A 15,419-nucleotide genomic window follows, 5' to 3' on the forward strand; every position below is an offset into this window, starting at 1 on the left:
AAGAAATTTATATTAAAGTCAAATTTGTGACGTTGTATTCTTTGATAATATAAATTATGAAAGTTACTGATTAAGAGTGTTGAATTCTTAGAGAGAATAAAAAAGAAGCATATTAGTCTTTGGGATTTTTATCTAAAGGATTAAAAAGTCAGATTTATAAAATGAGCATCCGACTTAGAAGTCTCCTGAGATTTTACTCTGATAGCAAATGATTAAAGTGAGATTTATTATTATTTTTGATTACGTCTTAAAATGATAATTGCAGAAAGGAGTGGAAAAGGTGAGACCATTAGCGGACTTGATGAGGCCTAATAAATTAGAAGATTTTGTAGGGCAGCAGCATATATTGGGTCAAGGAAAGCCATTATATAACTTGATATCTGGAAAAAACATATGTAATTGCATATTTTACGGGCCACCAGGAACGGGAAAAACAACTTTAGCTAACATAATGGCTAATTATGTAGATAAGAAATTTTATAAATTAAATGCAACAGTTGCATCGGTTAAGGATATTCAGGACATAACTAATAATATAGATAGCTTATTAAATTATAATGGAGTTGTTTTATATATAGATGAGCTTCAGCATTTTAACAAAAAGCAACAGCAGGCATTGTTAGAATTTATAGAAGATGGAAGAATAACTTTAATCGCAAGTACAACTGAAAATCCTTATTTCGTTATACACAAAGCAATAATAAGTAGATGTAATATATTTTCGTTTAAACCCTTAATTACAGGTGACATAATAGTTGGACTTAAAAGATCTATACAAAAGCTTATAGATGAAGGGATAGAGATAGAATACTCAGATGAGGCGCTGGAGTATATTGGAGAGATATCTCAAGGTGACTATAGAAAAGCTTATAATATTTTAGAGATGGCGATAAATTCTCAAGTTAAGCAGGTTAGAGTGATTTCAAGTGAATACATTGAAAGCTTAGGGCAATCAAGTATGCGCGCTGATTCTAGTGGAGATGAATTTTATAATTTATTAAGTGCTCTTCAAAAAAGTATAAGGGGAAGCGATCCTAATGCAGCAGTCCACTATCTAGCTAGATTGATTAAAGGAGGAAATTTAACAGCTATAATAAGAAGAATATCTGTTATTGCAGCAGAAGATATTGGTCTTGCATTTCCCAATGCATTATCTGTTGTTAATTCTGGAATAGAACTTTCATTAAAGGTTGGACTTCCGGAAGCAAGAATAATTCTTTCGGAAATAGTTATATATTTAGCAACTCTTCCTAAATCTAATAGTGCATGCTTAGCTATAGATTCTGCTATGAATGATCTGGAAAATATGAATTTTGGAGATGTTCCAATGCATTTAAAGGATGCTCATTACTCTGGAGCAGCAAACCTTGGCGTTGGTGGCTATAAATATCCTCATGATTATCCTAATCATTATGTAAAACAGAGTTATTTACCGCAAGAACTGCTTGGAAAGATTTATTATAATGAACAAAATAATAAATATGAAGAGAGTTTGAGGAAATACTGGGCAGAAATAAAAAAATAATAGCAATTATCGTTTGACAAAAGCCGAGTATTTTGGTAAGATATAAGCGAATTTAATATATCTTTTATAATACTAGAAAAACTAGAAAATATCAACAAAAAACGAAAAGGGGTGAAGAAATAATGAAACTTTCAACTAAAGGAAGATATGGAGTTAGAGCTATGGTTGACTTAGCATCTAATTATGGTGGTGCCCCAGTTTCAATAAAAACTATATCAAAGAGAGAAAATCTTTCGGAATATTATTTAGAACAGTTATTTAGCCCGCTTAGACGTGCTAATATGATTAGAAGTATAAGAGGTGCTCAAGGTGGATATGTTCTATGCAAGCCGCCAAAGGACATAACGGTTGGCGATGTTATGACTATTCTTGAAGGGCCAATTGAGATAGCAGATTGTATTGATGGTGTTGAGTGTGATAGTTCGGATTGCTGTGCAACCAAAGCAGTTTGGGAAAAGATTAAAAGAAGCATAGACGATGTTATGAACTCAATTACATTACAGGATATACTTGATGATTATGAGACAATTAAAAACAATAAGAATAATATTAAGATAGTGGATAGGAGTGAATGATTATGAAGAACGTATATATGGATTATTCAGCTACAACTTATGTAAAACCAGAAGTGTTAGAAGAAATGCTTCCTTATTTTACTGAAAAGTTTGGTAACCCATCTTCATTTTATGGAATATCAAGAGAAACAAAAAGAGCTATAGATAAGGCAAGAGAACAGATAGCAGAAGCATTAAACTGTTTACCTGATGAAGTGTATTTCACAGGTGGCGGATCAGAGGCTGATAACTGGGCTATAAAAGGTATCGCAGCAGCTCATAAGAATAAAGGAAACCATATAATAACAACTAAGATCGAGCACCATGCAGTTCTTCATACTTGTGAATACTTAGAGAAGAATGGCTTTGATGTTACATATTTAGATGTTGATGAAGAAGGTTTCATAAAATTAGATGATTTAAGAAATGCTATAACTGATAAGACGATTTTAGTAAGTATTATGTTTGCTAATAATGAAATAGGAACAATTCAGCCTATAAAAGAAATTGGAGAAATCTGTAGAGAAAAGAAAGTTTTCTTCCATACAGATGCAGTTCAGGCTGTTGGAAATGTTCCTGTTGATGTTAAAGAAATGAATATAGATATGCTATCACTTGCAGGTCATAAGATCTATGGGCCAAAAGGTATTGGAGTTCTTTATATAAAGAAGGGAATTAAAATTGATAATTTAATTCACGGTGGAGCTCAAGAAAAGAATAGAAGAGCAGGTACAGAAAATATTGCTTCTATTGTTGGACTTGGTAAAGCACTTGAACTTGCTACTAATAATTTAGAAGATCATATGAAAAGATTAACTGCGTTAAAAGAAAAATTAATAGCTGGTTTACTTGAAATTCCATACACTAAATTAAATGGACCAAGAGGAGATAAGAGACTTCCTGGAAATGTTAATGTATGTTTTAGATTTATTGAAGGTGAATCAATTTTATTATCATTAGATTTTAAAGGAGTTTGCGCATCAAGCGGTAGTGCTTGTACTTCAGGTTCTTTAGATCCATCACATGTATTACTTGCAATTGGGCTTCCTCATGAAATTGCTCACGGATCATTAAGACTTAGCATGGGTGAAGGGTCAACAGAAGAAGATGTAGATTATGTTCTTGAAGTTGTACCACCAATTATTGAAAGATTAAGAAACATGTCACCATTATGGGATGACTTTTTAAAGAAAGGGGAAAATTAATATGATATACAGTGAAAAAGTAATGGAACATTTCCAAAATCCAAGAAACGTTGGAGAAATAGTAGATGCAAATGGCGTAGGTGAAGTTGGAAACGCTAAATGTGGAGATATAATGAAAATCTATTTAAAGGTTGAAGACAATATCATCAAAGATGTTAAGTTTAAGACTTTTGGATGTGGATCAGCTATTGCATCATCATCAATGGCTACAGAATTAATCAAAGGGAAAACATTAGATGAAGCTTGGGAATTAACTAATAAAGCAGTTGCAGAAGCTTTAGATGGTCTTCCACCAGTAAAAATGCACTGTTCTGTTCTTGCAGAAGAAGCAATTCATAAAGCTATAAATGATTACAGAGCAAAAAATGGATTAGAAGTAATACCTATGGAAGAACATAGTGACGAAGATCTACATGCTGCTGTACATGGAGAAGAGTAATAGGTGAAATTATGAAGAAAAAAGTTTTAGTAGGTATGAGTGGTGGTGTAGATAGTTCTGTTGCTGCATATTTATTGAAACAGCAGGGATATGACGTCATTGGTGCTACAATGCAGATTTGGCAGCACGATGAGGAATTTGAAGAAAGGGAAGGGGGCTGCTGCTCCCTTTCTGCTGTTGATGATGCAAGAAGAGTATGCGACAAGCTTGATATACCATTTTATGTTTTAAATTTTAGAGATTATTTTAAGGAAAAAGTTATTGATAAATTTGTTCAAGAATACATAGATGGAAAGACTCCGAACCCTTGTATTGAATGTAATAAACATTTAAAGTTCGATGAACTTTTAAGAAGAGCAAGAGGTATAGGGGCAGATTATGTGGCTACTGGTCATTATGCTAAAATTGAAAAGCGCGATGATAGATATCTTTTAATCAGATCTGATGATGATAGAAAAGATCAAACTTATGCTTTATATAATTTTACCCAAGATCAGTTGGAACATACATTAATGCCTTGTGGAGACTATGAAAAGACTAAGATTAGAGAAATAGCAAAGGAAATAGGTCTTGCTGTTCATAATAAAAAAGATAGTGAAGAAATATGTTTTATTTCTGATAATAATCATGGTAAATATATTTCAGAAGCAAAGCCAGATAGGGTTAAACCAGGTAATTTCGTTGATAAGAGTGGTAATATACTTGGTCAGCACAAAGGAATTGTATATTACACTATTGGACAAAGAAAAGGACTTGGATTATCCCTTGGAAGGCCAGTATTTGTAACAAATATAAATGCTAAAACCAACGAAGTTGTACTAGGTTCTGAAGATGATATTTTCAAAACAGAATTAATCGCAACTGATGTAAATTTTATTCCTTTTGATAAACTTGAAAAAGAAATGGAAGTTACAGCAAAAATAAGATATTCTGCAAAGCCAGCAGAAGCTGCTTTAATGCCACTTCCAAATGGTAGAGTGAAAGTTGTTTTTAAGGAAAAGCAAAGGGCAATAACTAAAGGTCAGTCAGTTGTATTTTATAATGATGAAATAGTAGTTGGCGGCGGTATAATAGAAAGTATAATCTAAAAAATATTATTGTAGTTTAAGTATTTTTAAGGCTGGGAGTATGCGAGTGCTCTCGGCTTTTGTTTTTTATGCTTTGGAGTTCGCAAAACCAGCTACCAAGCCGGTAATGGACGTTGGTTATAAAATATATGGACAGTTTTAGTTAGGAAAATGCTCCTGTGTATTTTTTGTTTAGGGCCGCAGAGCAAGCTAGTGCTTTTGTGTAGTCATGAATATGTGTTTTAATCATAAAAGAAGCCTAATTTGTAAATGATAATTCTTGCTTTACAATACATGGCAAGAATATTTGAAAATTAGAATAAATGAAGCATGGAGGCAAATGTGAGTTAATAGTTGGAAGTTGTAAAATAATTAGTAGTATTTTACATAATAGTATTAACTTATGAAGATATAATTGGTATAATGTTCTCGAAGTAAAAAATTGGAAGGTGATTTTTTGGATATCTTCAAGGCATTAAAGAGATATAATGAACATGGCTTCAATTCTAAAGGGTTTCATAAAAATGGCACAAAGCATGATGAGTATGGATTTGATAAAAGAGGGATGCATAAAAATGGGACATACTATAATGAAGAGGGGTATGATAGAGAAGGTTATGATAAAAAAGGATATGATAGAAATGGATTTAATAATGCCGGTTTTGATAAAGAAGGATACAATAAAAATGGATATAATATATTAGGTTACGACAGAGATGGTGAATACTTAGAAGTAAGATATAAGTGGAAATGATTGAAGTGAATATGGATAGTAAAATAAGAAGGGCATGAGGTAAATAAAAAAAGTTACATTTCTAACTTGATATTTATAATAAATATTTTATACTCAGATTAATTAGTTTTACTCGATAGTTGACATCAGCAGCAATTTTCTTATTAAGGTTAAAGAAAACGGTTGTACTATCTTGAATGTGTTTAGCTAAATTCAGCTGGGATTAAAATTTCACATGAAAAGGCCTGCTTTATACAATTAAGTACTTACTAAATAGTAGGTACTATTTTTATTCTTTAGGAATTTATATTCCAATAAAATCTGTGGACGAGGTACTCTTTTAGGGTATAACTTAAAAAAGGTTGATTGATTAGTTTTTATATTTAAAAAAGAATAAAAAGGAATCTTATTCGCCTGCCAATTTTTCTCACATGTGTTCGAAAAGGCAGATGCGTGAAAAAATCTCCGGATCCACAGTCTCCTGCAAAAAGTGTTTTTATATGCAGAAAAGTTCAATATTGTAGAAAAGTTCCGTATTGCAGCATAGCTGCTCTTTTCAGTAGTGCAGAGCTACTCTTTTTATAAGTGCATAGCTGTCATTTTTAGTGTGAAGATTTTTCTCATATACGTCTGGGATTTTCTTTTATGTAATTTTAATAGAATACTCATTATTGGTAAGTTATACATGCAAGCATATTAGCATGAATAATTTTCCTATTGTTGGATACTATATCAAATGAACTGAATTTAGGTTGCTGACTATATTTCTTATCTTAGAGAATATAGGGGTAATACTACAGTGTATAGATATAAGACAGACATAAGAGCTTTCTATTAAAAATTGTTTTGGAGGTGCACAATGTTTAAAACTAGAGATTTTTATTTCAAGAAGGTTTATAACATTAAAGGCAAAAAAATTGGTATTATAGAAGACTTATACATAGATTTCTTTTTAGGAAGGGTTGTAGGATTTAAGGTGTCCAATAGCCATCTATTCTCTAAAAACAACTATATAGATATGGAAGATGTTATAGATGTAGGTGAAGATGTAATAATAGAAAATATAAAAAAAGGTGATGGACTTACATTTAAAGAGATTAAGTATATGGAAGTTATTGATACATTGGGGAATGTTAAAGGAGTTCTAGAGGATATTATAATAGATATACAGGATTATTCAATTAAAGCAATAGTTATAAGCTCAGGGTTAGTAGATAAGATGATAAAGGGTAAGCAGATTATTCTTTTAAGTAGATGCATACTTGGAGAAGAATACATATTATATATAGGAAATGAGGGGGTTTTATTTAAAACATTACCTCATAATATGGATAGGCACAATGCAATTAAGAAAGCATAGAGGCACAATTCTTTTAGGAATAACCCTATTATGTTTAATTAGCCTAATATTAGCTTACATCTTTAATAAATCAATAAATGCAATAATTAATATTATTATAGTATCTTTTATTCTAGCTTATACTTTGACTCCTATCAGAGATACATTTGAAACAAAATTTAGAATAAGTAAGAAAATCTCTTCAATATTAGTTATAGTAATAATTCTTAGCATTATTACTGCGTGTATAATTGTTATAGTTCCTACGTTATTTAATGAGATATCTAACATCAGTAATGTATTTGAGAACATAAGCAGTTTACTGGAAGGATTATTTAAAAAAAATAACTTGGATGATTTTGCTACTACCAATGTAATATATAATGAAATTTTAGAAAAAGGAAATACTTTTTGGACAAATTTTTCAGAAAATGCTGTTGAAAATCTAATGAACATTGGTGATAATGCAATGTCATTTGCAATTATCCCTATCATGGTATATTACTTTCTTTGCGATGGTAATAAAATATATACTAAAATGCTGCTATTATTACCAACTTCTAAAAGAGGGCTTACTAAAAAAATATTAAGTGATATTGATAGAGTATTAACCAGATATATAACAAGCCAGTTAATGCTTTCGGGATTAATAGGTGGGTTAACATTGATATTGTTATTAGTATTGAAAGTGAAATTTCCTTTATGGATTTCTATACTGAATGCGATATTAAATATAATACCGTATTTTGGTCCAATTTTTGGTGCGGTTCCAGCGGTGATAGTTGCACTTTTAGACTCTCCAATAAAAGCATTTTGGGTAATCGTAGGTATGTTTATAATTCAACAGCTTGAAGGTGATATTTTATCTCCTAAAATAACAGGGGACAGTACAGAGATGCACCCATTTGTTATAATAATTTTATTACTTATCGGCGACAAATTCGGTGGATTTGTCGGGATGGTATTAGTGGTACCAATAGCTGTCATTATAAAAGTTTTATATGATGATATAAATTACTATCTGTTTTAGACTGTAACTTTGTATTTAGAACATTTCAGTGAAATTTTTCATAGTCCTACGAAACAACATATTTATTATTTCACTTGAGTACACATAAAGTTGAATATTGACATAATTATCTATATGAAATATAATTTTGATGAAATAATTAAATATTAAGCGATGAATAGGATGAGTAAATTTATTATAGTCGTTTTAGAGAAAAAGTGGTTGGTGAAAACTTTTGGCTGTATATTTTGAAGCTGCCTAGGAGCTATAAATTACTAAGTGATGTATGAGTGCATATCATACATAATTAGGGTGGTACCGCGGAATTCTAGCTTTCGTCCCTATATCTATTAGGGGAGAGGGCTTTTTTTATTTGGTAAATTATACACATATAAAAAGAGCAGCTATGCTGCAATTAGGATCTTTTCACATTTGAAAAAGGCAGCTATGCTGCAATACGGAGCCTTTTTGAAATTAGGAACTTTTAACTAATAATTATGAAATCTTAAATCTTCGTCAGAAGATTATAAACAAAATAAAAATATATTCTGAAGGAATATCATAGTCAACTGTTAACTGAAAAAAATGGAGGAATAGTTTATGAAATTTATGAAAACCAATGACTTGAGAGAAGCGTACTTGAAATTTTTTGAAAGCAAAGATCATCTAAGAATGGATAGCTTTTCTTTGGTTCCAAAGAACGATAAAAGTTTATTATTAATAAATGCAGGAATGGCTCCGTTAAAGCCTTATTTCACTGGATTACAAGAACCACCAAAGAGAAGAATTACAACTTGTCAAAAGTGTATTAGAACAGGAGATATCGAAAATGTAGGTATTACAAGCAGACATGGTACTTTCTTTGAGATGCTTGGAAACTTTTCTTTTGCAGATTATTTCAAAAAAGAAATAATTCCTTGGGCTTGGGAGTTTATTACAGAAGTGTTGGAACTTCCAAAAGATAGATTATATGTAACTATATATTTAGATGATGATGAAGCATATGAATATTGGACTACACTTACAGATGTAGATAAAACTCATATATTCAGATTAGGTAAGGAAGATAACTTCTGGGAACATGGTGCAGGTCCATGCGGTCCTTGTACAGAAATTCATTTTAATAGATCAGAGCAAATACCAACTAACGCTGATGAGTTTGTTAAATTAGCAGATGAAGATAAAATAATAGAATTCTGGAACCTTGTTTTCACTCAATTTGATGGTGATGGAAAAGGAAACTATGAAAAACTTGCTAATACTAACATTGATACAGGTATGGGACTTGAAAGACTTGCAACTATAATGCAAGAAAAAAATAGTATTTTTGAAATTGATACATTAGAAAATATTTTAAGTGAAGTTGCAAAATTAGCTAATGTTAAATATGGGGAAAATCAAAAGACAGATATATCTTTAAGATTAATAACTGACCATATTAGATCGATAACTTTCATGATTTCAGATGATGTTATGCCATCGAATGAAGGTAGAGGATATGTGTTAAGAAGACTTCTTAGAAGAGCAGCAAGACATGGAAAAACTTTGGGGATTAAAGAAGCATTTCTTTGTAACTTATGCGATACTGTTATAAGAGATTCAAGTGAAGCTTATCCAGAATTAAACAATAAGAAAGAATATATTAAGAAAGTAATTAAAATAGAAGAAGATAAATTTAGAGAAACATTAGATTCAGGAATGGAAATATTAAATGGATTTATAAGTGAACTAAAGGCAAAGAATGAAAAAGTTCTTAGTGGTGTAGATGGATTTAAATTATATGATACATTTGGTTTTCCAATGGAACTTACAAAAGAAATATTAGAAGATGAAGGTTTATCATTAGATGAAGATGCTTTCCATGAAGAAATGAAAGTTCAAAGAGAAAGAGCTAGAAGTGCAAGAAAAGTTTCTAATTACATGGGAACTGATGTTAAAACATTGGATATTATACCAGGAGAAATCGAAACTATTTTTGATGGATATGACAATGATACTTTAAATGCAGAAGTTAAAGTGTTAATTGAAGGTGAAGATTTTACAGATGCTATAACAGAAGGAAATAAAGCTATTATAGTTACCGATGTTACTCCTTTATACGCTGAAATGGGTGGTCAAATAGGAGATACAGGTGTAATATTTAATGATGGTTTTAAAGCTAATGTGCTTGATACTAAAAAGAACATAGGCGGAAAAATAGTTCATTTTGTTGAAGTTGTATCAGGAGAACTTAAAGTAGGCGATACAGTTACTATAGAGGTGGATAAAGTTAGACGTGAAAACATTAAGAAGAACCATACTGCAACTCATCTTTTGGATAAAGCATTAACTGAGGTTCTTGGATCACATGTTCATCAAGCTGGATCTTATGTAAGTAATGATAGACTTAGATTTGACTTTTCTCATTTTGAAGCTATGACAGAAGAAGAAATTAATAAGGTTGAAGATTTAGTAAATGAAGCAATTACAAGTGTTACACCAGTTGTTACAGAAGTTATGGATCTTCAAGAAGCAAAAAAAAGTGGAGCTATAGGTATATTTGATGATAAATATGCTGATAAAGTTAGAGTTGTAAGTGCAGGGGAATATTCTAAGGAATTATGTGGTGGAACACATATAGATAACACAGGAAAGATTGGTTTGTTTAAAATTATATCTGAAAGTGGTATTGCAGCAGGAACAAGAAGAATAGAAGCTGTAATAGGAAAAGAAGCTTATAAGATAGTAAATGAAAAGAAAGACTTGTTAAAAGAAATTTCAACTAAGCTTAAATGCTCAGAAAAAGAATTATTATCTAAACTTGATCAACAAGTTAAGGAATTAAAGGAAAAAGATAAAGAAATAACAGTTTTAAAATCTAAATTCGCATCAATGGGAATAGACGATATAGTATCTTCTTCAAGAAAAGTTAAGGATATAAATGTAATTGCATATGAATTGAAAGATGTTGATAGTGATACTTTAAGAGATGTTTGCGAAAAAGTAAGAGATAAAGCTCCAAATAGTATAGTTTTACTTATGAGTGCAAATGCTGGAAAAGTTATTATTTGTGCTATGGCAACTAAAGATGCAGTAGCTAAAGGTGCGCATTGTGGAAAGTTAATAAAAGAAATATCTTCTATGCTTGGCGGCGGTGGCGGCGGAAGACCAGACATGGCTCAAGCAGGTGGAAAAATGCCAGAAAAAATACAAGAAGCAATTGAAGAATCATATAAAATAGTGGAAACTTTAGCAAAGTAGTATACTTTTTATAAAATATAGGTTATAATCTAAGTATAGTTAGTGAATAAATTTAAAGAATAAAGTTAATAATAAATATGGATATCGTTTCCTTATAAAATGATTAAGGGGGTGAGTTGCTTTAAGTAGCAATTTTATGAGTAATAATATTGAACATACAATGCAATTTGATTTAAGTAAGAATAAAGAAGCTCTTACAAAAACAATATTAACAGAGGTTTATAATTCATTACAGGAAAAAGGATATAATCCTATAAATCAATTAGTTGGATATTTGATTTCAGGAGACCCTACTTACATCACTAATTACAACGGAGCAAGAGCTTTAGTAAGAAAACTCGAAAGAGATGACATACTAGAAGAAGTTATAAAATCTTATTTAGAGATAAAGTAGAGAGTGCCCGTTTATAACGGGCACTCTTAATTTTGTATATGAAAGAAAGTATAATACCATGATTAGGTTAATATTTAATTCGTATATGTTGTGAGAGGTGCTGTAATTTGAGAATACTTGGATTAGATTTGGGTTCAAAGACTATTGGAGTGGCAGTAAGTGATCCGTTAGGGTTCACAGCTCAAGGCCTAACTACAATTAGAAGAACTAACAAAGAAAAAGATATAGCCGAAATAAAGAAATTTTGTGATGAATATGATGCGAAAACTATTTTAATTGGTTTACCCAAGAATATGAATGGAACAATAGGACCATCTGGAGAAATAGCAATGGCTTTTGGAAAGATGATAGAAGAAGAGCTTAATGTAGAAGTGAAATTTTGGGATGAACGTTTAACTACTGTTGCAGCTCAGAGGGCAATGCTTGAAGCTGATTTGTCAAGAAGCAAAAGAAAGAAGATAGTAGATAAAGTTGCATCAACTTACATACTTCAAGGATATTTGGATATGATTTCAAAATAAAAAATATCTATAGAATAGGAAATTTTGAGAAGTGTATGTATAAGATTAGTTTCTTATGCAATATGCTTTTATTAATAAATAAAAATAAAGATAAAATAAAGTATAGAAGGGATACATTTATGGATAAAGAAGCAAAATATGTATATATACCTGATCAAGAAGGAAATGATGTTAAGTTCGAGGTTATTATATACTTTGAAATAGAAAAATTAAAAGGCCAATATATAATTGCGACTCCTACAATTGAAGAAACTGATGAAGCTTATGCTTTTAAAATATTCAAAGATGAGGATGGAAGCGATATATTTATAGCGTTAGAAGATGACGATGAAGAATTCGAAATGGTACTAGAGACTTATGAAACTCTTATGAATGAAGATGGTTTAATTGAGGAATAGTATGCAATCAAGTAAGATAGTATTTTCTTTAATGCTTATTAAAGAAAAATCAATTCATTTAATATGAAAAGTGAGGTGTCATGTATGGATGCATCAAATTTAATTGATATGAATGCCTTGAAGGAAGACTTGAAAAAGAAGGGTTATAAATTAACACCACAAAGAAGATCGATTGTTGATACTATTATTGAAAATGAAGGTCAACATTTAACAGCGGAAGAAATATATGATAGTGTAAAAAAGAGTTGCCCGGAAATTGGATTAGCAACAGTTTATAGAACTATTCTTTTGTTAGAAGAATTAGGTGTAATATCTAGATTAGATCTAAATGATGGATGCAGTAGATATGAAATAGTGCATTCAAATGAAACACACAGGCATCATCATCTTGTCTGTAATATCTGTCATAAGGTTTCAGAAGTTCAAGATGATTTACTAGAAGATCTAGAATCTGGAATTGAAAAGCAATATAACTTTAAGATTTTAGACCATAGTGTGAAATTCTTTGGTGTGTGTGATGAATGCCAAAAAAAATTAAATGATGAATAAAAGGACTTTTGATAGAAAATTAGAAATAAAATAAAGTCAAGAATGTGTCAAATATTTCGCCGTGAGTAAAGAAAGATATATATTTTACGGTTTATATATTTACTAAGAAACTGCATTTGGCGCTATGCTTAAAAGAGTATAGTGTCAAATGGCAATTGATATGAAGGTATGTATGTGTAAAGTGAATTGACATGGCTAAACCTTATATGCTCAATAAAGCAATATAGGCTTATAGATTGCAATTTGAATTAAGGTCGCCTGTGTTAATGTGGAATGTATTTGCACATATGACTTATTATTTTTAATGCTAAAGAAAGAACCTTTGTTTATAAATATAATATTAAGAAGAAGGAGGGGAAGTATGAAAAATGAAAGAGCGAAGATAAAAATAATTCCTCTTGGTGGTATAAACGAAATCGGGAAAAATATAACAGCTATAGAATATAAAGAAGATATTATTATTATAGACTGTGGACTAAAGTTTCCTGATGATGATATGTTTGGAATAGATATTGTAATACCAGATGTTTCATATCTAATCAAAAACTTAGAAAAAATCAAGGGGATATTTTTAACTCACGGACATGAAGACCATATAGGAGCGTTGCCGTATGTGCTTAGACAACTAAATGTTCCTGTTTATGGTACTAAGCTTACTCTTGGAATAGTTGAAACAAAACTAAAGGAACACGGTTTGTTAGCTTCAACAGAGTTAGTAAGAGTAAAGCCAAAGGATATAATTAAGCTTGATAGTGTTTCAGTTGAATTTATAAAGACTAATCACTCAATTGCAGATTCAGTTGCAATTGCAGTTCATACACCACTTGGGGTAGTACTTCATACAGGAGATTTTAAGATTGATTACACACCAATTGATGGAGAAATGATGGATTTTGGAAGATTAGCTGAACTTGGAAGAAAGGGAGTTTTAGTATTAATGGCGGATTCAACAAATGTTGAAAGACCAGGATATACTATGACAGAAAAGATTGTGGGAGAAACTTTCCTAAGGCTTTTTGGCAAGGCTAAGGGCAGGCTAATAGTTGCGACGTTTGCATCTAATGTTCACAGAATTCAGCAAATAATTACAGCAGCTGAAGCTTATGAAAAGAAGGTAGCTGTATCAGGAAGAAGTATGGAGAATATTGTTCAAGTTGCAATAGAACTTGGATATCTTACAGTTGGAAAAGATGTACTTATTCCTGTTGATCAAATTTCAAAATATCCAAACGAAAAAATTGTTGTAATAACAACTGGAAGCCAAGGGGAACCAATGTCTGCGCTTGCAAGAATGGCAGCATCGGAACATAGAAAAATCAATGTGATTCCAGGTGATACAGTAATTATTTCAGCAACGCCTATACCAGGTAATGAGAAGTTTGTTTCAAAAGTTATAAATCAACTATTTAAAAAGGGTGCTCAAGTTATATATGATTCCCAGGAAAAGATCCACGTTTCAGGTCATGCATGTCAAGAGGAACTTAAACTAATGCAGGCTTTAGTTAAGCCAAAATTCTTTGTGCCAGTTCATGGTGAATATAGACATTTAAAGAAGCATGGTGAACTAGCTATTGAAGTTGGACTTTCAGAAAAGAATTTATTAATACCTGAAAATGGTGATGTTATTGAAGTAGCAAGAAATTATATTAAAAAGAATGGTACTGTTGTTTCAGGGCAAGTATTTGTTGATGGTCTCGGTGTTGGAGATGTTGGAAATATTGTCTTAAGAGATAGAAAGCATCTTTCACAAGATGGTATCTTAACAATTGTAGTAACAATAGAAAAACAGACTGGAAGAGTTGTATCTGGTCCAGATATAATTTCAAGGGGCTTCGTATATGTTAGAGAATCTGAAGGTCTTATGGATGAAGCAAGAGAAATTGTCAAATCTGTATTAAAGACTTGTGAAGAAAAACAGATTACTGACTGGGCTACACTAAAATCTAAGATGAGAGATCAGCTTAGAGAGTTCCTTTATGAAAAGACTAAGAGAAAACCTATGATATTACCAATAATTATGGAGTTTTAGAAATGCAAAAGAAAATAGCAAGTCGAAAACTGCAACAATATATATGAGAAAATTAAATAATATAATTCATCTTTTTAAAAAAGTTATTTGACCTACAGCGCCTGATAGCTTAAGATAAATTTTTATGAGTTGAATTTTTTTGGAGTATATATGTTAATAATTGAGTTATAATTAACGAAATATTAAGTTGTTAAAGTTATAATTGTTTGGAATAGGGTTGACTTTTTTTGATGGAAAGAGTAGAATTTATAATAGTTGTGTAGGAATTGGGTACTTTAAGTATCCAATTTTCTTTTGGAGAAAAACAGTTATAGGTTTACATTTATATGTGAATAATTTTTATCATAATTTATTTATAATATATAGGAATAATATATTAATAGTATGAAGTTATTTACAATATATACTTAAATTTTA

General features: G+C 30.9%; 14 protein-coding genes and 1 other annotated feature. All 14 genes read left to right on the forward strand.

Going from position 1 to position 15,419, the window contains the following annotated elements; translation table 11 throughout:
* Positions 1–280 precede the first annotated feature (280 nt).
* The gene (locus T483_RS0124150; RefSeq protein WP_026889130.1) at positions 281–1,525 is read left to right on the forward strand and encodes a replication-associated recombination protein A; all 1,245 of its coding nucleotides are present in this window, start codon (positions 281–283) and stop codon (positions 1,523–1,525) included.
* A 122-nt stretch (positions 1,526–1,647) separates the two neighbouring features.
* Positions 1,648–2,100 (forward strand): RrF2 family transcriptional regulator, encoded by a 453-nt coding sequence (locus T483_RS0124155; RefSeq protein ID WP_026889131.1) that lies wholly within the window; start codon positions 1,648–1,650, stop codon positions 2,098–2,100.
* Between the two features lie 2 nt (positions 2,101–2,102).
* Positions 2,103–3,284, forward strand: a complete 1,182-nt coding sequence (gene nifS, locus T483_RS0124160) for a cysteine desulfurase NifS (protein ID WP_026889132.1) — start codon at positions 2,103–2,105, stop codon at positions 3,282–3,284.
* A gap of 1 nt (position 3,285) precedes the next feature.
* Positions 3,286–3,723, forward strand: a complete 438-nt coding sequence (nifU, locus tag T483_RS0124165) for a Fe-S cluster assembly scaffold protein NifU (RefSeq protein WP_011968440.1) — start codon at positions 3,286–3,288, stop codon at positions 3,721–3,723.
* A gap of 11 nt (positions 3,724–3,734) precedes the next feature.
* Positions 3,735–4,811 carry a tRNA 2-thiouridine(34) synthase MnmA gene (mnmA, locus tag T483_RS0124170; RefSeq protein ID WP_035790572.1) on the forward strand — a complete coding sequence of 359 codons (1,077 nt, stop codon included), beginning with the start codon at positions 3,735–3,737 and terminating at the stop codon, positions 4,809–4,811.
* A 436-nt stretch (positions 4,812–5,247) separates the two neighbouring features.
* A complete protein-coding gene (locus T483_RS0124180) occupies positions 5,248–5,544 on the forward strand; it encodes a hypothetical protein (RefSeq protein WP_026889134.1) in 297 nt (98 codons plus the stop codon).
* 838 nt (positions 5,545–6,382) lie between these two features.
* Entirely contained in the window at positions 6,383–6,883 is a 501-nt protein-coding gene (locus T483_RS0124185; RefSeq protein ID WP_026889135.1) for a PRC-barrel domain-containing protein, read from the forward strand.
* Complete coding sequence (locus tag T483_RS0124190) at positions 6,864–7,892, forward strand: AI-2E family transporter (protein ID WP_026889136.1); 1,029 nt, start codon at positions 6,864–6,866, stop codon at positions 7,890–7,892. The genes T483_RS0124185 and T483_RS0124190 overlap by 20 nt, the downstream gene beginning before the upstream one ends.
* Positions 7,893–8,036: 144 nt before the next feature.
* Positions 8,037–8,217: a binding site (T-box leader), on the forward strand.
* 254 nt (positions 8,218–8,471) lie between these two features.
* Entirely contained in the window at positions 8,472–11,111 is a 2,640-nt protein-coding gene (gene alaS / locus T483_RS0124195; RefSeq protein WP_026889137.1) for an alanine--tRNA ligase, read from the forward strand.
* A gap of 136 nt (positions 11,112–11,247) precedes the next feature.
* A complete protein-coding gene (locus T483_RS0124200; protein ID WP_008424959.1) occupies positions 11,248–11,505 on the forward strand; it encodes an IreB family regulatory phosphoprotein in 258 nt (85 codons plus the stop codon).
* A 107-nt stretch (positions 11,506–11,612) separates the two neighbouring features.
* Positions 11,613–12,026 (forward strand): Holliday junction resolvase RuvX, encoded by a 414-nt coding sequence (gene ruvX / locus T483_RS0124205; RefSeq protein ID WP_026889138.1) that lies wholly within the window; start codon positions 11,613–11,615, stop codon positions 12,024–12,026.
* Positions 12,027–12,145: 119 nt separating this feature from the next.
* The gene (locus tag T483_RS0124210) at positions 12,146–12,424 is read left to right on the forward strand and encodes a DUF1292 domain-containing protein (RefSeq protein WP_026889139.1); all 279 of its coding nucleotides are present in this window, start codon (positions 12,146–12,148) and stop codon (positions 12,422–12,424) included.
* 84 nt (positions 12,425–12,508) lie between these two features.
* Positions 12,509–12,973 carry a Fur family transcriptional regulator gene (locus tag T483_RS0124215; RefSeq protein WP_026889140.1) on the forward strand — a complete coding sequence of 155 codons (465 nt, stop codon included), beginning with the start codon at positions 12,509–12,511 and terminating at the stop codon, positions 12,971–12,973.
* A gap of 361 nt (positions 12,974–13,334) precedes the next feature.
* A complete protein-coding gene (locus T483_RS0124220; protein WP_026889141.1) occupies positions 13,335–15,002 on the forward strand; it encodes a ribonuclease J in 1,668 nt (555 codons plus the stop codon).
* Positions 15,003–15,419: the final 417 nt, after the last annotated feature.

Origin of the sequence: Clostridium beijerinckii HUN142 (genome assembly GCF_000621745.1) — a bacterium.
Lineage (GTDB): Bacteria > Bacillota > Clostridia > Clostridiales > Clostridiaceae > Clostridium > Clostridium beijerinckii_A.